The sequence below is a fragment of the Sphingomonas bacterium genome (genome assembly GCF_903642285.1).
Lineage (GTDB): Bacteria > Pseudomonadota > Alphaproteobacteria > Sphingomonadales > Sphingomonadaceae > Sphingomonas.
On sequence record NZ_CAHJWJ010000016.1, the window covers coordinates 38,481 to 57,652 of the forward strand.

The following is a 19,172-nucleotide window of genomic DNA, read 5'->3' on the forward strand; positions in this document are numbered from 1 at the left end:
GGGCGGATGGCGACCAGGGGGAATGTCATGGGGGTCATCGACAAGATCAGGCGTCCGCAAGTCGCGGCAATCGAGCCGGCGCTGCCGCTCGACCGAATCCTGCGCGGCGACTGTATCGCGCACATGCGCGCCTTGCCCGCGAAGTCGGTCGACATGATCTTCGCCGACCCGCCCTATAATCTGCAGCTCGGCGGCGACCTGTTCCGGCCCGACGGCAGTGCGGTCGATGCGGTGACCGACGATTGGGACAAGTTCGACACCTTCGCCGCCTACGACAAGTTCACCCGCGCCTGGCTGACCGAGGCACGCCGCATCCTGAAGGACGACGGCACGATCTGGGTCATCGGCAGCTACCACAACATCTTCCGCGTCGGTGTCGCGGTGCAGGATCTGGGCTACTGGATCCTGAACGACATCGTGTGGCGGAAAGCGAACCCGATGCCCAATTTCAAGGGCACGCGCTTCACCAACGCGCACGAGACGCTGATCTGGGCGTCGATGGGGGAGAAGGCGCGCTACACCTTCAACTACCGGTCGATGAAGACGCTGAACGACGAACTGCAGATGCGCAGCGACTGGGAATTCCCGATCTGCGGCGGGCAGGAGCGGTTGAAGCGGGACGGGGTGAAGGTGCATCCGACGCAGAAGCCCGAGGCGCTGATCTACCGCGTGCTGCTGGCCTGCACGAAGCCGGGCGACGTGGTGCTCGACCCGTTCTTCGGGACGGGGACGACGGGCGCGGTCGCCAAGCGGCTGGGCCGGCGTTGGATCGGGATCGAGCGCGAGGACGATTATATCGCCGCGGCGCAGGAGCGGATCGCCGCCGCGCTGCCGCTCGACGAATCCGCGCTATCGACGATGCAGAGCCCCAAGGGGCAGCCGAAGGTGGCGTTCGGGACCTTGGTCGAGACGGGCTATGTGATGCCGGGCGCGGTGCTGACGGACGCCAAGCGCCGCCACCGTGCGGTGGTGCGCGCCGACGGTTCGTTGCTCAGCGATTGCGGGGCGAGCGGGTCGATCCACAAGCTGGGCGCGACGGTGCAGAAGGCACCCGCGTGCAACGGATGGACCTTCTGGCATCACGACGATGCGGGCGTCGCGCGGCCGATCGATACGCTGCGGCAGACATATCTGTTGGCGACGTTGCCGTAAGGTGTCCCGCCATATCGTCCGGCGTTTCGCGATACTATTTGCGTGCGTCGCATTGGCTCCGGTGCTGACTGGCGCAACCAACTATGCTGCCGGGCGACTGACACGGACGGCGGCATCGTCGCTGGCGTGTATTCCGACGGCGGCGATCCCGTCCCTAGCCGTTATCGCGATGCTTTATGTTTGGCGCGGCGACCGGGCGCTGCTAAAATGGCGGAGACGTACGTTCGCAATCGAGCGCCGTGCCGCCACGCTTGCCGTCGGTTGGCTTATGGCATGGATTATCGGTAGCATCATCGTGGCACATCTGGTCGGCGGCTGGATCACCTATGCGCAAGGGACCGCGGCACTGTTCGCCTTTCTGGTCTTCGGTCCCATTGGGGAGGAGTTGTTGTTCCGGGGCCTGATATGGGACGAGGCGCGTGCCGCTGGCGGGTCGGCGGCGCGCGCAACCGCTATTTCCGTCACAGCGTTCAGCGTGCATCACCTGTTTTTGCACGGCGTGTCGCTGCCTCATGTGGCGTTTGCGCAAATGGCGTTCGCGGTTCCGATGGGGCTGGTATTGATCCGCCTCCGCCGCCTGACCAGCAGCCTTTGGCCACCGTTGTTGGTACATGTCGCGACCAACCTGCCCGCAGCATTCTGACATGTCTGTGTGCGACGTTGCCATAGGGTCTCAGGGGAACGCCGTCCGCCGTTCCCGCTTTCCCTCCCCGGCGAAGGCCGGGGCCCAGCTGCGAGACGATTGTGACGACGTGGCGCGCGCGGTAACGCGAACCGGTGCAACTGGGCCCCGGCCTTCGCCGGGGAGGGGCGGGCGGCTGTGCGCCGTCGGGGACGAGATATGAGCCTTCACCTCCGCCCGATCCAGTTCGTCGACACGCCCATCGGCCTGCCCGAAGGCAGCGTCGCGCGGCTGGCGGGGGGGATGTGCTGGTTCGCGGCGTACGAGGCGATCGAGGACGGGGTTCGGCGAACGGTGCCTGTCGCGGAGGTCGTGATGCTTGGCGAGCGCGCGATCCGGCTGCACGACGCGATCATCCGGCTGCGGCCCGCACTGACGCTGGGCCAGCGTACGCTTCGGCTCGACCAGCCGCTGGTCGCGGGCATCCTGAACGTCACCCCCGACAGCTTCTCCGACGGCGCAAAGCATCTGGGCGATCCGGCCGCCGCCGCTGCGGCGGGGGTGGATATGGCGGCGGCGGGTGCGGCGCTGATCGATGTCGGCGGGGAATCCACGCGGCCGGGCGCGGCGCTGGTGTGGGAAGAGGACGAGGTCAAGCGCGTCGTCCCCGTCATCGAACGGCTGGCGAGCGCAGGAACCTTGGTGTCGGTGGATACCCGCAAGGCTGTCGTGATGGAGGCGGCACTCGCGGCGGGTGCGGCGATCGTCAACGACGTGTCCGCGCTCCTGTGGGACGACCGCGCATTGGCGGCGGTCGCGCGTGCCGGCTGCCCGGTGGTGCTGATGCACTCGCCCGATCCCGCCAAGGGCGGGCATGGCCGGGTGGCGTATCGCAACGTGCTGACCGAGGTGTTCGACTGGCTCGCCGCGCGGATCGCCGCGGTGGTCGCGGGGGGCGTCGACCGTGCGCGGATCATCGTCGATCCCGGCATCGGTTTCGGCAAGTCGCTCGCGGACAATCTCGCGGTGCTGAACGGGTTGGCGATGTTTCACGGGCTGGGCTGTCCGATCATGCTCGGGGTCAGTCGCAAGCGGATGATCGGCGCGTTGTCGAACGAGGCACCGGTGGGGGAGCGGCTTGGCGGATCGGTCGCGCTGGCGATCAAGGGCATCGAGGCGGGCGTGCAGTTGCTGCGCGTCCACGACGTCGCCGAGACGGTGCAGGCGGTGCGGGTCTGGCGCGGGCTCAAGGATGCGGCGATGATGCCCGTTCGTTGACAACGGGAGAGTGCCATGACCTTCGATCCGCAGAAGATGCTGCTTGCCTATGCCGGGGTGACGACCGCGGCGCTCGCCTGGTTCCTGATCGCCGCCGCCGCGCCGCCCGCGAAGACGCTCGGCACGATCGACGTGGAACGGATCAACGTCCGCGAACCGGACGGCACGCTGCGCATGACGATCTCCGACACGGCACGCGCCCCCGGCATCATCGTCAAGGGCACCGAATATCCGCACCCCAGCCGAAGCGCCGCGGGCATGTTGTTCTACAATGACGAGGGGACGGAGAATGGCGGCCTGATCTTCGGTGGGCAAAAGACGGGGGACAAGGCGGCGAGTTACGGCAGCCTGACCTTCGATCGCTATCACCAGGACCAGGTCGTGCAGTTGCTGGGCGAGCAGGACGGGACCGAGCGGCGCGCGGGGCTGATGGTGAACGATCAGCCGGAAAGGCAGATCGACTATCCGGCGATCGCGCGGATCGTCGCGATGCCGGCAACGCAGCGGGCGGCGGCCTATACCGCCGCGAATATCGGCGGCACGCCGCGGCTGTTCGTCGGGCGCGACCATGATGGATCGTCGCGCGTGGCGCTGCGCGACGGTGCAGGGCGTCCACGGCTGGTGCTGCGCGTTGCGGCGGACGGCGTGACGGCGATCGACTTCCTAGGCGCGGACGGGAAGGTCGTGCGGACGCTCTAGGCGGCGTTGTCGATCCCGAGTTCGCCCAGTTTACGGTACAGCGTCGATCGCCCGATCCCCAGCCGCCGCGCGACTTCGGTCATGCGGCCGCGGTAATGGCCGATCGCGAGGCGGATGACGTCGGCCTCGATCTCCTCCAGCGCGCGCATGTTGCCGTCCGCGCGGAACAGCGTGACGCCGCCCGACATCGCCATCGCCATCGCGATCGGGACCCCGCGGCGATTGCCGAGACTCGCGATCTGCGGGAAATCCGCCCGCGTCAGTGCCGCCCCCTCGCACAGCACCGCGGCGCGGAAGAGCGCGTTCTGCAACTGGCGGACATTGCCCGGCCAGTCGTAGTCGGCGAGCAGGGACAGCGCGTCGTCGGTGATGCCGAGCGGCCGCAATCCCGGCTGCTGCGCGATCCGCGCGAGCAGGTGGCGAGTCAGCGCGGGGATGTCCGCGGTGCGCTCCCGCAGCGGCGGGATGGTCACCTGCACGACATTCAGCCGGTAATACAGGTCTTCGCGGAAGCGCCCCGCCTCCACCTCGTCGAGCAGTTTCCTGTTCGTAGCCGCGATCACGCGGACATCGACCATGCGCGGATGACGCGCGCCGATCGGCTGGACCTCGCCCGATTGCAGCACGCGCAGCAGCTTGACCTGCGCATCGAGCGGCATCTCGCCGACCTCGTCGAGCAGCAGTGTGCCGCCATCGGCATCGGCGAAGCGCCCGATCTTGCGTTCGAACGCGCCGGTGAACGCGCCCTTTTCGTGGCCGAACAGCTCGCTCTCGACCAGGTTCGCGGGGATCGCGCCGCAATTGACGGTGACCATCGGCTTCTTGCCGCGCGGGGAAGCGGCGTGGACCGCCTCCGCGACGACTTCCTTGCCGACACCGCTTTCGCCCTCGATCAACACCGCGACGCGGGTGCGCGCGGCCTTGGCGGCGATGGCGAGCGCGGCGCGGAAATCGGGGGAGGAACCGACGATCTCGTCGAAGCCCAGCAGTGCGGGGATCTTTTCGGTCAGCGGGCGCAGTTCGCCCGCATCGGTGCCGCCGACCGCCGCCTCGAGTGCGGCGAGCAGCCGGTCGGGGGCCAGCGGCTTGACCAGGAAATCGGTCGCGCCGCTACGCATCGCGGCGACGGCGTGCGCCACCGAACCGTTCGCGGTCAGCATCAGGATCGGTAACGCCGGCCGGCGTGCGCGCAGTTCGGCGATCAGCGCGGTCGCGTCGGCATCGGGGGCCCAATGATCCAGCACGATCGCGTCGAGCTGCATCCCGTCCTGCGTACCGAGCGTCGCGATCGCCATTTCGCCGTCCGCGGCGAAGATCGATCGCCATCCGGCGCGCGCCGCCAGTGCCGATACGAGACGGCGCTGCGCCGGCTCGTCGTCGATCAGCAGCAGCAGTCGCTGGCCGTTCCGCGTCATGCATCCACCCCGTTCATGGCGATCGTTCTAGCGGCTTCTAGTAAAGGTCGGCTTAAGCCAGTCCGTCCACGGGGCTTGAGGCGTAGCGGGGGGGCGAGTAAGGTCATCGTCGACGATCGATGAATGGGGACGACGATGGCCGGCAACGGTGACATGAAAGCGCACGCGCAAACCTATGACCGGGTGATCGCGATGCTGAAATGGGGCGCGGTCGCTTGTGGTGCCATCGCGCTGGCGGTGATCCTGATCATCAGCCGCTGATGCGGATCGCGGTCCTCGCCGAGCATGCCCCCGGCGAACGGCGCGTGGCCGGAACGGCGGAGACGGTCCGCAAATTCATCGCACTCGGCGCGGATGTCGCGGTCGAGGCGGGGGCGGGCATTGGCGCATCGATCGCCGACCAGGCCTATCGCGATGCGGGCGCGACCGTTGGCGACAGGTCGGCAACGCTGGCCGGCGCGGACGTCGTGCTGGGCGTTCAGGGCCCCGATCCCGTGACGCTGTCCGGGGCGGCACCGGGGGCCTGGATCGTCGCCAGCCTCAATCCGTTCGCGGAACGCGCGCGGGTCGATGCCTATGCGGCGGCGGGTTACGAGGCGCTGGCGATGGAATTCATGCCGCGGATCACCCGCGCGCAGTCGATGGATATCCTGTCGTCGCAATCGAACCTGTCCGGCTACAAGGCGGTACTGGACGGCGCGGCGGAATATGGCCGGGCGTTTCCGATGATGATGACCGCGGCGGGGACGATCTCGGCGGCGAAGGTTTTCGTGATGGGGGTCGGCGTCGCCGGATTGCAGGCGATCGCGACCGCACGGCGGCTGGGCGCACAGGTTTCCGCGACCGACGTGCGCTCGGCGACGAAGGAACAGATCCAGTCGCTGGGCGCGAAACCGATCTTCGTCGAGAACGTCGCCGGCATCGAGGGCGAAGGGTCGGGCGGCTATGCCGGGGAGATGAGCCCCGAATACCAAGCCGCGCAGGCCGAACTGGTGACCGCGCATATCGCCAAGCAGGACATCGTCATCACCACCGCGCTGATCCCCGGCCGCCCGGCACCGCGGCTCGTCTCCGCCGCGCAGGTCGCGAGCATGAAGCCGGGTTCAGTAATCGTCGATCTCGCAGTGGAGCAGGGCGGCAATGTCGAGGGTGCGGTGGCGGGCGCGGTCGTCGAGGTCGGCGGCGTGAAGATCGTCGGGCACCGCAACGTGCCGTCGCGGCTGGCGGCGGACGCGAGCGCGTTGTTCGCGCGCAACCTCTTCAATTTCCTGAGCGCCTTCTGGGACAAGGATGCTGGGCGGCCGGTGCTGGATGCGGAGATCGGCGACGCGATCCGGCTGACGCGGGGTGGCAAGGTGGTGTCGCCACGGCTCCTCGAAACGCGGTGAATTCACTGTCCTACATCGGATCGCGGTGCCATCGTTCGACGAGTGGCTTCATCCTGAAGAGGGTGAGGGAATTTTGGTGATTACCGTAAACTTTGTAACCTTTGGGAGTTGCTGATGGACTTCATCGCGATCCTGTCGATCTTCGTCATGGCCTGCTTCGTGGGCTATTATGTCGTCTGGTCGGTCACGCCTGCGTTGCATACGCCTTTGATGGCCGTGACCAACGCTATTTCCTCGGTCATTATCGTGGGGGCGTTGATCGCTTCGGCGGCCGCGGGATCGCCGGTGGCGAAGTGGCTGGGGCTGGGGGCGGTGGTGTTGGCCAGCGTCAATATCTTCGGCGGGTTCGCGGTGACGGCGCGGATGCTGGCGATGTACAAGAAGAAGGAACGGCCGGTGGTCGTTTCGAAATAGGTCGTCATCCCGGCGTAGGCCGGGATCCATCGGGCCACAGGCGCTGGTGGAGAGATGGACCCCGGCCTTCGCCGGGGTGACGGGAGGGAAAGCGCGATGGACGAACTGACGGTCAATCCCTGGGCAGCGCTCGCCTATCTCGTCGCGGGGGTGTGTTTCGTCCTCGCGCTGCGCGGGCTGTCGAGCCCGGCGTCGAGTCAGCGCGGCAACCGGTTCGGCATCATCGGCATGACGATCGCTGTGGTCACCACGCTGGTGACGCATGTGCCGACAGTAAGCTTTGCGGTCGGGTCGGGATGGACGCTTTACGCTCCGGCTGAGTCGTTCACCCTTCCCGTCGACTACGTAACCATCGCAGAAATCCTCGCCGCCATCGCCCTCGGCGCGGCGATCGGCCTGACCACCGCGCGGCGCATCGCGATGACCGACATGCCGCAGCTCGTCGCCGCGTTCCACAGCCTCGTCGGCCTCGCCGCGGTCCTCGTCGCGTGCGCGGCGTACCTCAACCCGCAGGCGTTCGGCATCGCCGACCTCGTCGTCCCGCTGATCGGACAGTCCTTCGCGGTCATTCATCCGGTCAGCCGGATCGAGATGGGGCTGGGCGTCGCGATCGGCGCGATCACGTTCAGCGGCTCGGTCATCGCGTTCCTGAAGCTGAACGGCAATATGGGCGGCAAGCCGATCCTGCTGCCGTTCCGCCACGTCATCAACCTCGGCATCGTCGCCGCGATCCTGCTGCTCATCGCCTATTTCACGCAGGACCAGAGCCCCTGGGTCTTCTGGTCGGTCACCGCGCTCAGCTTCGCGATCGGCTTCCTGCTGATCGTCCCGATCGGCGGCGCGGACATGCCCGTCGTCGTCAGCATGCTGAACAGCTATTCGGGCTGGGCCGCCGCGGCGATGGGGTTCACGCTGCACAATACGGCGATGATCATCACGGGCGCGCTGGTCGGATCGTCGGGCGCGATCCTGAGCTATATCATGTGTCGCGCGATGAACCGCAGCTTCATCAGCGTCATCGCGGGCGGATTCGGTGCGGTCGCCGACACCGGCGGCGGCGCGGCGAAGGCCGATCGTCCGTGGAAGCGCGGCTCCGCGGAGGACGCGGCCTTCCTGATGAGCCAGGCCGAACAGGTGGTGATCGTCCCCGGCTACGGCATGGCGGTCAGCCAGGCGCAGCACGTGCTCCGCGAAATGGGCGACAAGCTGCGCGCCGAGGGCGTGCGCGTCAAATATGCGATCCACCCCGTCGCGGGACGGATGCCCGGGCACATGAACGTGCTGCTCGCCGAAGCGAACGTGCCCTATGACGAGGTGTTCGAGCTGGAGGACATCAACAGCGAATTCGCGCAGACCGACGTCGCGTTCGTCATCGGCGCGAACGACGTCACCAATCCGGCCGCGAAGACCGACAAGACCTCGCCGATCTACGGCATGCCCGTGCTGGACGTCGAAAAGGCGAAGACGGTGGTGTTCATCAAGCGGTCGATGGGCGGGGTAGGCTATGCCGGCGTCGACAACGACGTGTTCTATATGGACAACACCATGATGCTGCTGGGCGACGCGAAGAAGATGACGGAGGAGATCGTGAAGGCGTTGGGCTGAGAACGTGCGCGCGAACGCGTCAGGCCGGCGCGAGGTCGCCGAACCGGTAGCTTGCCGTCACGCCGCCGTCCATCAGGATATCGCTGCCGGTGATGAACGCGCCCTCCGATCCCATCAGAAGCGCCCCCACCGTCGCGACCTCGTCCGGGGTACCGGCGCGTCCGACCGGCGAGAGATCGATCATCCGGCGATAACCCGCCCCGCGCGGGCCGGTCAGTTCGTCGTTGGCCAGTGGCGTGATGACGATGCCCGGGCTGATCGTGTTCAGCCGCGCTCCGCGTCTTCCCCAGCGCACCGCCTCCGCCATCACCCTGAGCGCGTTTGCCCGCTTCGCGATCTGATAGGCGTTCAACGGGTCGGTGACCCGATCCGGTTGCAGCATCGCAAGCGCGAGCAGGTCGTCGGCCGGCGTCGTGGCGAGCGCCAGATCCTGGTCGGCGGTCAATGCTCCCAGGCGATGCCCGGACTGCGATGCGATCACGACGCCCGCGCCGCCGCGCGCGATGACATCGCCGAACGCCTCGAGCACGATCGCGGTGCCGTACAGATCGACGGCGAGGATGGTTGCGGGCGAGGCCTGCGACGGGGAGACGCCGGCGGCATGGATCATGCCGGTCACGTCGCCGATCGCCGTTGCCGTCGCGACCAGCGCGCGGACAGACAGGACGGAAGACACGTCGACCGTCGCCGCGCTGACCCGGAACCCTGCATCGCCAAGCGTCTTCGCCGCGGCCTCGGCGGTTTCCTGGCACAGGTCGGCCAGCAGGACGTGCTTGCCCGCGCCGATGCGGCGGGCGATCGCCTGGCCGATCGATCCCGCACCGATGACGACGACGACGTCGGTCATTCCGATTCCCCTTGCGACGTGGAGCGATTGCCCGTTGCAGATGGCAGCGGCGGCGTCGTGAATTGTGCGTCGCTGACCTTTTCCAGCCAGGTGACGACCGAACCATCCTTCATTTCGGCGATCGCGATGTGCGTCATCGCGCAGTCGGGGGCAGCGCCATGCCAATGCTTCTCGTCCGGCGCGAACCATATGATGTCGCCCGGACGGATTTCCTCCACCATGCCGCCCTCGCGCTGGACCCGACCCAGACCGGAGGTCACGAGGAGCGTCTGCCCTAGCGGATGCGTGTGCCAGGCGGTTCGTGCACCCGGTTCGAACGTCACCGTCGCGCCGCTCAACTTGCCGCTGCCGCTGAACGGCGCATCGATCCGGACGACGCCGGTGAAATAGTCCGCCGGGCCCCGAACCGAAGGCTGCGCGCCGCTACGCTTGATATCCATGAACCGTCTCCCATGCTGCGTGCGGATCTAGGCGTGATGGGGGTATGTGATAAGTCGCTGGAACTTGCATGGACCTATATCTAGGGTTCATGGATGCAGCGCGATCAACTGAGCGACCTCAGCGTGTTCCTTGCCGTATCCGAAGAATGCAGCTTCACGCGCGCCGCGGCCAGGCTGGGTACGTCGCAGTCGGCACTCAGCCATACGGTCCGTCGCCTGGAAACGCGGCTCGGCGTCCGGCTTCTGACCCGCACCACGCGAAGCGTCGCACCGACCCACGCCGGCCAACGACTGCTGGACACGTTGCGACCGGCGCTGGCCGGCATCGAGACGCAGCTCGCGTCGCTCCGCGATCTTCGCGAGCGGCCCGCCGGGAATATCCGTATCACGGCCTCCCAGCACGCCGTGGATACGGTGCTGTGGCCGACCTTCGCAAAGCTGCTTCCCGATTATCCCGACATCCATGTCGAACTGAGCATCGATTCGGGGTTCGCAGATATCGTCACCCAGCGGTTCGACGCCGGCGTCCGGCTGGGCGAAGCGCTTGCCAAGGACATGATTGCGGCGCGGATCGGGCCGGACCTCCGGATGGCGGTGGTCGGCTCGCCCGGCTATTTCGAACGGCGATCGATTCCGCAGACCCCGCAGGACCTAGCCGGTCACGATTGCATCAACCTTCGCCTGTTGAGCGCGGGCGGACTTTATGCCTGGGAAATGGAGAAGGACGGTCGGGAACTGCGCGTCCGCGTGGAAGGACAGCTGGCGTTCGACAATGTTCACATGATCGTCCGCGCAGCGTCGGCGGGGTTCGGGATGGCATTCGTGATGGAGGATCAGGTCGCGGCGCAGGTCGCCGATGGGCGATTGGTCCGCGTCTTGGACGATTGGTGCCCGTCTTTTCCGGGATACCACATCTACTATCCGAGCCGCCGGCAGCCTTCCGCGGCGTTCGTTCTGCTGGTGGCCGCGCTGCGCTACCGTAGTTGAAATCAGGCACTAAACGCCACCCTTGGCTACGTCGCGTCGAGATGCATCGGTTTTGGGTCAATCGTCTTCCCCTGCCGCTACACCCCCTTATCCTCGCTTCCGGTCGAAGGGGGAGTGATCGATGGACGCGCCGGTTGATCCCGAAACGCCTTCGCGCGGTTCGCAGGTCGCGATACTGATCGCTTCGCCGGGTGCCGGGGCGGAGGCGGTTCGGGCGTTGGAGTTGACGGGTGGTCGACTGCTCGCGCGGATCGACTGGAACGCCGTGCCCGAGGAGTTGTCGCGGATCGCGGTACAACCTCTGATCCTGATCGAGACCGCCGGGGCGGACGAGGCGGTGCTGACGGGGATGCTGCCGCGGATCGACGGCTATGCGACCGCACTGGATTTGACCGTGGTCGTCGCGTTGGACGTCGCGCAGATCGACGTGGTGACGGCCGGGCTGCTCGGCGCGACGGTCGACCTGCTGTGCGCGCCGACGATGGCGGAGCGGATCGCGGCGCTGGCGCTGGCGGCGCAGCGATCGGACGGGGTGCTGCACGACCGGTGGCGCGAGGGCGAGGCGTCGCGGCTCGACCGGCTGAACCGCGAGGTCGCGCGAATCGCGGAACTGCTCGCGCGGCTGACGCGCAGCGGCGGCGAAGCGGACGAGGACGACAGCGTGGCGGAGCGGCGGACGAGCTTCATGATCGAATCGATCCCGGTCGCCCCGCCAAAGGCCAGCGATATCCGCCGCACGATCCGGCTGCGCCGGCTGCGCGACCGGTTCTCGTCAGCGGGTTGTTCGAGGACCCGGCGTGGGACATGCTGCTCGACCTGTTTGCGGCCGAACTGGAAAATGTCCGCGTCTCGGTGTCGAGCCTGTGCATCGCCGCCGCGGTGGCGCCGACGACCGCCTTGCGCTGGATCGCGCGGATGACGGAGGCCGGACTATTCGAGCGCGTGCCCGACGCAGCCGATCGGCGGCGCGCGTTCATGCGGCTCGCACCGCGCGCCAGCGAGGCGATGGCGGGCTATTTCGCGGCGCGCGCACGGATGGATATGCCGGTGCGCTGATTAGTCTGTACAACGGGACTTGCCGATCACGCGCGACGCTGGCATCGCGCGCATTCCCGCTATGGGGCGCTTAGCTCAGCTGGTAGAGCGGCTCGTTTACACCGAGTAGGTCGGCGGTTCGAACCCGTCAGCGCCCACCACCCCGGTCCTGGACCGGGGGGGGGCGGGCGTAGGTCTTATTTGCCGGTTCGGATCCGCTCCATCACCGCAGCATGCAGCCAGATGTTCATTTCGGCGGACCCGTCCTTTTCGCCGGTATAGCCAAGCTCGGTCGCCAGCTCCTCGCGGTTGGACAGGCTGGAATCGAGACCGAGCAGCTTCATCAGATCGACGATGGACGTCTGCCAATGAAGGTCGGTATCGCCCTTGGATGCCGCAATCTTCTCCAGCGCGGCGTCGGCGTCGATCGGAGCCGGCGGTTCGGCAGGTGCGGGTGCCGCGGGTGCCGGTTCGGCGGGACTGGCGGCGGCGGGGGCTGGTGCCGCGGGGGCAGCGGCCTGGACCGCAGGGTGGCCGAAAATCGCGTCCTTGATCGATCCGAAAATGCTCATGGTGTGTCCTTCATGGTGAACTGCGGCAACGCGCAAATGCCCGTCTCGGTATCGGCAGGGTGAAAAGAATTCGACGGATCAATGAGTCGAAGCCCGCAAGGGAACCGCCATTACAGCAACCGCACCAGCCGAACCGCGCGCGCGAGCCAGGGCGGGTCGGCCATGACATGCTGGCGGCTGCCGGGCGTCAGCGGAAGCAGATGCAATCGTCCGCCCCCTTGCGCCTCGTCGCGACCGATCAGGCGGCCGAACAGGAACTGACCGGCACCGCGCGGCACCAGGACGTCCCGGTTCATCGCGCGGCCGAAATCGCCGGGAGCAAGGGTTTCGCACCAGACCTCATCGCCTGCGCGGTAATCGCCGACGCCGGATGCGACCGATAGCGCAATCAACCCAGCGGCGGCGGCGGGCGGGACGATCGTTGCCGCCCTGCGCGGAGCGTGCGTGCCGTCGGCGTCGATGATCGCGGCGAGCGGCAGGTCGCTGCGCGTCGGTAGTGTAACCAGATCGCCGGCAGTCACCCCCAGGGCGGCGGCGATCCGGTTCAGCCAAGCGACGGACACCGTCCGGGTGCCCGTCTCCAGCCGACCGATCGTCTGCGGCGTCGTAGGCGGCGTGCAAGCGCGGGCGACATCGTCCAGCGTCATGTTGCGGGCACGGCGGACTTCGCGGATCGCGCTAATCATTTCGGCTCTCTTACAACCAAATGGGTTTTTCGCTGTCCTACAATATCGCCGCCATGGCAAGAGCATGCCGAATCGCAGACGGGAGACGACGATGCGCGAATTGGCCGAGCGGAGGGTGCCGGGTCTTGGAGGCCGCAGCGTGACGGTCAACCTGGCCGAGTCGCCGCTCGGCTGGTTGCGCGCGCGCGGGATGGTGGACGCAAGGCAATTCGAGGCGGGGGAACGGCTGCGCTGCGACTACGAACGTGCATGTATCGCGCCGCGCACCACGATGCGCTGGACGGCGCGGGTCGATGGCGGCGCAGGTGGATTCGATCCGGCGCATGCGCAGATCGCGGCGAAGCGGCGGTTCGACGCAGCACTGGCGGCGCTCGGCGGTGGCCTGAAGGACGTGGCCTGGCGCGTGATCTGCGCCGGCGAGACGCTGCCGACGGCGGAACGCGGTCTCGGCTGGCCGGCGCGGGCGGGGCGGATTGTATTGACTCTGGCGCTGGATCGGCTGGGAGATCATTATGGTCTTGGTTGAACCGTGGAGCGCAAGAATGATCATTTATGGTTCGGGACTATCGCCCTTTGTACGCAAGGTGCTGTTCTTCGCGCATGAAAAAGGCATTGCGGTTGATCTGCGAATGGCGGGCATGGGCGCGGGAGGCGAGGATTTCGCCGCCGCGTCGCCGTTCCGCAAGATGCCCGCGCTGCGCGATCCCGGCGCGGACGGCGGACGCGACTTCACGATTTCGGATTCGAGCGCGATCGTCACCTATATCGAGGCAAAATTTCCCGATCCCGCGCTGATCCCGTCCGATCCGATATCGCGGGCGCGGACGATTTGGTGGGATGAGTTTGGCGACACGCTGCTGATGAAGGCCTGTGCGCCGGTGTTCTTCAATCGCGTCGTCGCGCCGCGTTTCCTGAAACGCCCGGGGGACATGGCGGCGGCGGATGCGGCGGTCCGCGACGAACTGCCGCCATTGTTCGATTACCTGGAGCGAACCATTCCCGATACCGGTTTTCTGGTCGACGACCGGCTGACGCTGGCGGACATTTCGGTCGTCTGTCCGCTGGTGAACCTGGAGTATTGCGACGTGGCAATGGATCCGGTGCGTTGGCCGCGGACGATCGCCTATCGCGATGCGATCCTCGGCCGACCCGGGATTGCCGATCTGGTGGCGGGTGAGCGGCGGCTTATGGCGGCGTGATGCGGATACCGGTCGTCAAATGTCACGGTTCGGGCAACGATTTCCCGCTGGTCGATGCGCGCGCGGTGCAGCTGAGCGACGCGGAATGGGCGACGGTCGCGCGCGCGCTGGCGGACCGGACCGGGCCCGTCGGTGGAGACGGGCTGTTGCTCCTCGGACCGGGCGATCAAAGCGTGCCGTTTTCGATGGCGATGTACAATTCGGACGGGAGCGAGGCGGAGACGTGTCTGAACGGGCTTCGCTGCGTCGCGCGCGCGGGGTTCGCGGCGCTGGGGATCGAGGTGGCGACGGTTGGGCTGATGAACAGCACGGCCGAAGCGTCGCATGCGGCCGATCTGGCGCCGGGCGTCTACACGGTGCGTGAGACCGCGGGCCCGGCGACGCACGACGTTGCCGACTGGCCGATGACGATCGGGCGCGAGAGCAATATCGAGACGGCGATCGCGCCGCTCGGCAGCGCGCGCGCCTTTACCGCGGTCGCGATCCCCAATCCCCATCTGATCGCGTTCGTCGAGGCCGTGGACGAGGCGGAACTCGCGACGATCGGCCGGGTGTGCGAGGCGGCACCCGGCTGGCTTCCCAACCGCGCGAACGTGTCGTTCGTCGAGCTTCGCGACCCCGCCACGCTGTTCGTTCGCACGTTCGAGCGGGGGGTCGGGCTGACCGACAGCTGCGGCAGCGCGATGGCGGCGTCGGTGCACGCCGCCGGGCTGACCGGGCGGATCGCGTTCGGCACCCCGGTCGTCGTGCTGAACCGCGGCGGGCTGGTGCGCGCGGTCGCGGCGGCGGACGGCATGGTGACGATCGAGGGGAATGCGACCTGGCAATGGACGGGGTCGATCGACGTCGATCCGGCGACCGGCGCGGTGCGCGATCTGAGGATCGACACCGTCTTTCACGACGAGGCCGCAGCCTGGGCCGCGGCGACGGCGGCCTGACCGCCGGCGCGCGATCATTGCTTCCCCGCGGCAACGGTATACACCGGTGACCGTAATCGGGGGGTGAAGCGGTCGGCCATGGCGACGCAGGGGTATGAGCTGGCGCACGACGCCGCGCGGTTGGCGACGCTGGACGACTATGCCATCCTCGACACACCGTCGGAGACCGGGTTCGACGATATCGTCCGCCTGGCGACGCTGGCGTGCGATGCGCCGACCGCGCTCGTCAGCATGATCGCCGACGATCGTCAGTGGTTCAAGGCGCGGTCGGGGTTCGCGGAGCTGGAAACCGATCTGGCGACGTCGGTCTGCGCATATACCATTACGGCGGACGATCTGCTCGTCATCCCGGATCTGGCGCTGGACCCGCGAACGGTGGACAACCGGCTGGTGACGAACGCGCCCCATGCGCGCTTCTATGCCGGTGCGCCGCTCAGGGTCGCGGACGGGCAGGTGCTCGGTGCGCTGTGCGTCATCGATCTCGCACCACGCCCGGAAGGGCTGACGCTCGACCAGGCGGAGACGCTTCGCGCGCTGGCCGGGCAAGTCGTCGCGCTGCTCGAACTGCGCCGCGCGCTGACGCAGCAGGTATCGCGCGAGGCGCATTGGCGCGGATTGTTCGAGCAGCTGAGCGAGGGCTTCGTCGTCAAGGATGCGGTGCGCGACGCGTGGGGGAGGATCGTCGACTGGCGCTATGTCGAGGTGAACGCGGCGTGGTGCGACATGCTCGGCATGATGGGCACGCCGATGACCGGCCGGACGCTGCTGTCGGTATTCCCGACGATCGAGCAGGCGTGGATCGAAGATTTCGCGGCGGTCGTCGAGACGGGCGAGCCGCGGACGTTCCGCCGGGAAATCGCGACGCTCGGCCGATGGTACGAAGGACGCGCGTTCCGGCTGGGCCCGGACCGGTTCGCCGCCACCTTCGTCGAGGTGACGGACCAGGTCCGTCACCAGCGGCGGCAGGCTGCGCTGCTGACGCTCGGCGACCGGCTTCGCGATCTCGGCAGCATCGCGGCGATGACGGTGGAGGCGAGCCGCGTCGTCGGTGAGGCGCTGTGCGTCACGCGGGTCGGGTTCGGCCGGTTCGATGCCGCACAGGATCATCTCGACGTCTCGCCCGGCTGGACCGCACCCGGCCAGCGCGAGATCAGCGGATCGCGACCGATCGCGCATTACGGCGATGTCGCGGCCGATCTGATCGGCGGCCAGCCGCTGGTGATCGAGGATGTGCGGGCCGATCCGCGGACCGCGGGAACATCGGCCGCGCTGGAGACGATCGGGGTGCGCGCGCAGGTCAACATGCCGGTGCGCGACAAGGGCCGGACGGTGGCTTTGCTGTTCGTCCACGACGACAAGCCGCGCGCATGGACCGCGGAGGAGCTGTCCTTCCTGCGCAGCGTGGCGGACCGGCTGGAGGTCGGCGTCGCGCGGCTGCAGGCGGACGAGCGGCAGAAATTGCTGAACGAGGAATTGTCGCACCGGCTGAAGAACACGCTGTCCATCGTGCAGGCGATCGCGACCCAGACGTTGAAATCGGTCGCCGATCGGCCGGCGGTCGAAATACTGGAGCGGCGATTAATGGCGCTCGGCGCGGCGCACGACCTATTGTTGCGCAAGAATTGGGTAGGTGCGGATCTTCGCCAGATCGCCGAGGACGTGATCGGTGCGGTCGCCCCGCTGGACCGGATGACGTTCGCCGGCGCGTCGGTGGAGTTCGGTTCCCGCGCAGCGATGTCGCTGTCGCTGCTGCTCCACGAACTGGCGACCAACGCGATCAAATATGGTTCGCTGTCGAGGGACGGCGGCATCGTCACGCTGGCGTGGCAGACCGAACAGGGCGATCACGGCGCGGAGCTGGTACTGTCCTGGGTCGAGCGCGGCGGCCCGCCGGCGACCCAGCCGATCCGCCGCGGATTCGGGTCGAAGCTGATCCGCATGGGTTTGATCGGAACGGGCGGGGTTGATGCACGTTATGATGATGTCGGCTTTTCCGCCGTCATGCGTGCGCCGCTGATGGAACTCCAGTCGGCATGATCAGGAAAGCGGGATGACTTGCCGAACATCGATACCAGCACCGACACGGGCGCGGCGACTATGATACCGGTATTGCTGGTCGTGGAGGACGAACCGCTGTTGCGAATGCTGGCGATGGATGTCGGCGAGGATGCGGGCTTCACCGTCGTCGCGGCGGCCAACGCCGCCGCCGCCGTCGCGATCCTTGAGGCACGGACCGACATCCGAGTCGTGTTCACCGATATCGACATGCCCGGATCGATCGACGGCCTCAAACTGGCCGCCTGCATCCGCGACCGCTGGCCGCCCATCCACATCATCGTGACGTCCGGCCACCGCAAACCCGCGGACGGCGATCTGCCCGCGGGCAGCATGTTCTTCGCCAAGCCGTACCGGCAGGACCGGGTGATCGAGGCGATGCGGCGGATGGCGGCTTAGGGGAAGCTGGCGTTCAGTGGGTTGCGGTGGCGTGTGGTTAGCAGCGGTTGGCCGACGTCGGTGGACTACCGACGGGCAGCTTTGGGGAAGCGGTAGCCAGTACCTGCCGTCCCGCCATCGACGGGCTTTCCCGAAAACGATCGCGGTTGGGAAAACGCGAGCGTTCTCGAAACCCAACCAAGCCCGCCATTCTGAGAATTGCCAGCGTCCGTGTCTGACCGGCACCATTGCCCGATTGCCCATTGACGTTGTCACTGTGGCGAGGCTGATAGTCATGTGAGCATCAGTCCCATGTCCCTAATCCTCGGTCTGTTCGAGGTGCAGATGCTCTTGCTGGCGACCGCCATCATCGTCGGGCGGCGTGGGGCCGCGCAACGTTCTCTCGGCGCGTTGCTGATCGTCCTGTGCGGCATGCTGACGCCGTTCGCCATCGGCTATGCCGGCCTCTACGATCGCTGGCCGTGGCTCTCGTTCGCGCCGTTCGCCGTGCCCCTGGCGATGGGGCCACTGCTCTACGCGCACCTCAATGTCCTGATCTTCGATCGGCCGATACCACGCTGGCACGCCGCGTTGCCCGTGGGTCAGTTCGCCTATCAGGCCGTCGCCTTTTGCCTCCCGCTCGGTTTGAGAGGTACGTTCGATCGGGAGGTTCAACGTCCTTGGCTCGATCCGATCCTGGCGGTGCTGCTGCTCGCATCGATGATCGGTTACGCCGTTGCCGGACTATGTGCACTGCGCCAACATCGCGGTTGGCTGATGGCGTGCCGATCGGACCTCGCTGCGGCCAAGCGGGTGCAGGCGGTGCTGATCGCCTTTGCCGTGATCGCGGCGGTGCGAACGGTATACCTGGTCGCCGATGCCCTGATCGCACCGCTCTCCTACTTCGACATGTTCGGTTTCTATGTCGTACTGGCGATCGTCGGTAATTATCTGGCGATCGAGGGCTGGCGGCAGGCAGACGCCCGACCGCAGCCTATCGTGGAGCCGATCGAGCGGGATTGGCGTCCGATCGCGACCGAATGGATGCGCCGGATCGAAGAACAGGAATGGTGGCGCGATCCCGACCTCGACCTTGCCAAGTTGGCTCGCCGGCTTGGGACCAACACTGCCTATCTGTCGCGCGGCCTCAACGAAGGCCTTGGGCTGGGGTTCGCCGAGGCGATCAATGGCCCGCGCGTCGAGCATGTCGCCGCAAAGCTTCGGGACGGTTCCGATCGCGATATCCTGACGCTCGCGATCGATGCCGGTTTCGGATCGAAGGCGACGTTCAACCGTGCCTTCAAGGATCGGTTCGGCATCACGCCCACGGCCTTTCGCCGCGTCTCAACGGGCAAAAACGACGTGGGACATGCGGATCTGCAGCGCATAGCCTGACCATGACCGGCATCGGCTCGGGGTCTAAGCCGCTCGGAGCAACACCATGTTTCACCTCGATCGCCGG

The 19,172-nt window shown here is 67.1% G+C and carries 22 protein-coding genes and 1 tRNA gene; 18 read left to right on the top strand and 5 right to left on the bottom strand.

The window, feature by feature from the left end; all coding sequences use genetic code 11:
- Positions 1-27 precede the first annotated feature (27 nt).
- The 4 genes from HUU99_RS09590 (at position 28) to HUU99_RS09605 (ending at position 3,751) form a co-directional block, all read left to right on the top strand.
- Positions 28-1,152, top strand: coding sequence for a site-specific DNA-methyltransferase (locus HUU99_RS09590; RefSeq protein WP_174286355.1), 1,125 nt, complete (start codon positions 28-30; stop codon positions 1,150-1,152).
- Between the two features lie 61 nt (positions 1,153-1,213).
- Positions 1,214-1,795: a CPBP family intramembrane glutamic endopeptidase gene (locus HUU99_RS09595; protein WP_254603101.1), complete on the top strand. Its 582-nt coding sequence runs from the start codon at positions 1,214-1,216 to the stop codon at positions 1,793-1,795.
- Positions 1,796-1,993: 198 nt separating this feature from the next.
- Positions 1,994-3,052 carry a dihydropteroate synthase gene (gene folP / locus HUU99_RS09600; RefSeq protein WP_174286357.1) on the top strand — a complete coding sequence of 353 codons (1,059 nt, stop codon included), beginning with the start codon at positions 1,994-1,996 and terminating at the stop codon, positions 3,050-3,052.
- Between the two features lie 15 nt (positions 3,053-3,067).
- Positions 3,068-3,751, top strand: coding sequence for a hypothetical protein (locus HUU99_RS09605; protein WP_174286358.1), 684 nt, complete (start codon positions 3,068-3,070; stop codon positions 3,749-3,751).
- On the opposite strand, the gene HUU99_RS09610 is transcribed toward HUU99_RS09605, so the two are convergent.
- Complete coding sequence (locus tag HUU99_RS09610) at positions 3,748-5,166, bottom strand: sigma-54-dependent transcriptional regulator (protein WP_174286359.1); 1,419 nt, start codon at positions 5,164-5,166, stop codon at positions 3,748-3,750. The genes HUU99_RS09605 and HUU99_RS09610 overlap by 4 nt on opposite strands.
- Positions 5,167-5,289: 123 nt before the next feature.
- On the opposite strand from HUU99_RS09610, the gene HUU99_RS09615 reads away from it, so the two are divergent.
- The 4 genes from HUU99_RS09615 (at position 5,290) to HUU99_RS09630 (ending at position 8,573) form a co-directional block, all read left to right on the top strand.
- Entirely contained in the window at positions 5,290-5,427 is a 138-nt protein-coding gene (locus HUU99_RS09615) for an aa3-type cytochrome c oxidase subunit IV (protein WP_254603095.1), read from the top strand.
- Complete coding sequence (locus HUU99_RS09620) at positions 5,427-6,554, top strand: NAD(P) transhydrogenase subunit alpha (protein ID WP_174286360.1); 1,128 nt, start codon at positions 5,427-5,429, stop codon at positions 6,552-6,554. The genes HUU99_RS09615 and HUU99_RS09620 overlap by 1 nt, the downstream gene beginning before the upstream one ends.
- A 114-nt stretch (positions 6,555-6,668) precedes the next feature.
- Positions 6,669-6,968, top strand: coding sequence for an NAD(P) transhydrogenase subunit alpha (locus HUU99_RS09625; RefSeq protein WP_174286361.1), 300 nt, complete (start codon positions 6,669-6,671; stop codon positions 6,966-6,968).
- 96 nt (positions 6,969-7,064) lie between these two features.
- A complete protein-coding gene (locus HUU99_RS09630; protein WP_174286362.1) occupies positions 7,065-8,573 on the top strand; it encodes an NAD(P)(+) transhydrogenase (Re/Si-specific) subunit beta in 1,509 nt (502 codons plus the stop codon).
- A 19-nt stretch (positions 8,574-8,592) separates the two neighbouring features.
- On the opposite strand, the gene HUU99_RS09635 is transcribed toward HUU99_RS09630, so the two are convergent.
- Positions 8,593-9,420 carry an SDR family oxidoreductase gene (locus HUU99_RS09635; RefSeq protein WP_174286363.1) on the bottom strand — a complete coding sequence of 276 codons (828 nt, stop codon included), beginning with the start codon at positions 9,418-9,420 and terminating at the stop codon, positions 8,593-8,595.
- The gene (locus HUU99_RS09640; RefSeq protein ID WP_174286364.1) at positions 9,417-9,860 is read right to left on the bottom strand and encodes a (R)-mandelonitrile lyase; all 444 of its coding nucleotides are present in this window, start codon (positions 9,858-9,860) and stop codon (positions 9,417-9,419) included. Before HUU99_RS09640 ends, HUU99_RS09635 begins: the two co-directional genes overlap by 4 nt.
- Before the next feature lie 93 nt (positions 9,861-9,953).
- Here HUU99_RS09640 and HUU99_RS09645 point away from each other — a divergent pair, with 93 nt between their 5' ends.
- The 4 genes from HUU99_RS09645 (at position 9,954) to HUU99_RS09660 (ending at position 12,043) form a co-directional block, all read left to right on the top strand.
- Positions 9,954-10,847, top strand: a complete 894-nt coding sequence (locus HUU99_RS09645) for a LysR family transcriptional regulator (protein WP_174286365.1) — start codon at positions 9,954-9,956, stop codon at positions 10,845-10,847.
- A 121-nt stretch (positions 10,848-10,968) separates the two neighbouring features.
- The gene (locus tag HUU99_RS15810; RefSeq protein ID WP_174286366.1) at positions 10,969-11,766 is read left to right on the top strand and encodes a hypothetical protein; all 798 of its coding nucleotides are present in this window, start codon (positions 10,969-10,971) and stop codon (positions 11,764-11,766) included.
- Positions 11,763-11,903 carry a hypothetical protein gene (locus HUU99_RS15815; RefSeq protein WP_174286367.1) on the top strand — a complete coding sequence of 47 codons (141 nt, stop codon included), beginning with the start codon at positions 11,763-11,765 and terminating at the stop codon, positions 11,901-11,903. Before HUU99_RS15810 ends, HUU99_RS15815 begins: the two co-directional genes overlap by 4 nt.
- Before the next feature lie 64 nt (positions 11,904-11,967).
- Positions 11,968-12,043, top strand: a tRNA-Val gene (locus HUU99_RS09660).
- Between the two features lie 36 nt (positions 12,044-12,079).
- On the opposite strand, the gene HUU99_RS09665 is transcribed toward HUU99_RS09660, so the two are convergent.
- The gene (locus HUU99_RS09665; protein ID WP_174286368.1) at positions 12,080-12,454 is read right to left on the bottom strand and encodes a DUF3597 domain-containing protein; all 375 of its coding nucleotides are present in this window, start codon (positions 12,452-12,454) and stop codon (positions 12,080-12,082) included.
- 110 nt (positions 12,455-12,564) lie between these two features.
- Positions 12,565-13,140, bottom strand: a complete 576-nt coding sequence (locus HUU99_RS09670) for a helix-turn-helix domain-containing protein (RefSeq protein ID WP_174286369.1) — start codon at positions 13,138-13,140, stop codon at positions 12,565-12,567.
- A gap of 91 nt (positions 13,141-13,231) precedes the next feature.
- On the opposite strand from HUU99_RS09670, the gene HUU99_RS09675 reads away from it, so the two are divergent.
- The 6 genes from HUU99_RS09675 (at position 13,232) to HUU99_RS09700 (ending at position 19,105) form a co-directional block, all read left to right on the top strand.
- Complete coding sequence (locus tag HUU99_RS09675) at positions 13,232-13,666, top strand: DUF6456 domain-containing protein (protein WP_174286370.1); 435 nt, start codon at positions 13,232-13,234, stop codon at positions 13,664-13,666.
- Between the two features lie 16 nt (positions 13,667-13,682).
- The gene (locus HUU99_RS09680) at positions 13,683-14,339 is read left to right on the top strand and encodes a glutathione S-transferase family protein (RefSeq protein ID WP_174286371.1); all 657 of its coding nucleotides are present in this window, start codon (positions 13,683-13,685) and stop codon (positions 14,337-14,339) included.
- Positions 14,339-15,277 carry a diaminopimelate epimerase gene (gene dapF / locus HUU99_RS09685; RefSeq protein WP_174286372.1) on the top strand — a complete coding sequence of 313 codons (939 nt, stop codon included), beginning with the start codon at positions 14,339-14,341 and terminating at the stop codon, positions 15,275-15,277. Before HUU99_RS09680 ends, dapF begins: the two co-directional genes overlap by 1 nt.
- 78 nt (positions 15,278-15,355) lie before the next feature.
- Positions 15,356-17,314 (top strand): GAF domain-containing protein, encoded by a 1,959-nt coding sequence (locus HUU99_RS09690; RefSeq protein WP_174286373.1) that lies wholly within the window; start codon positions 15,356-15,358, stop codon positions 17,312-17,314.
- An 18-nt stretch (positions 17,315-17,332) separates the two neighbouring features.
- On the top strand, positions 17,333-17,731 hold the full coding sequence (locus HUU99_RS09695) for a response regulator (RefSeq protein ID WP_254603096.1): 399 nt from the start codon (positions 17,333-17,335) through the stop codon (positions 17,729-17,731).
- Positions 17,732-18,022: 291 nt separating this feature from the next.
- On the top strand, positions 18,023-19,105 hold the full coding sequence (locus HUU99_RS09700; protein WP_174286374.1) for an AraC family transcriptional regulator: 1,083 nt from the start codon (positions 18,023-18,025) through the stop codon (positions 19,103-19,105).
- The last annotated feature ends 67 nt before the right edge of the window (positions 19,106-19,172 follow it).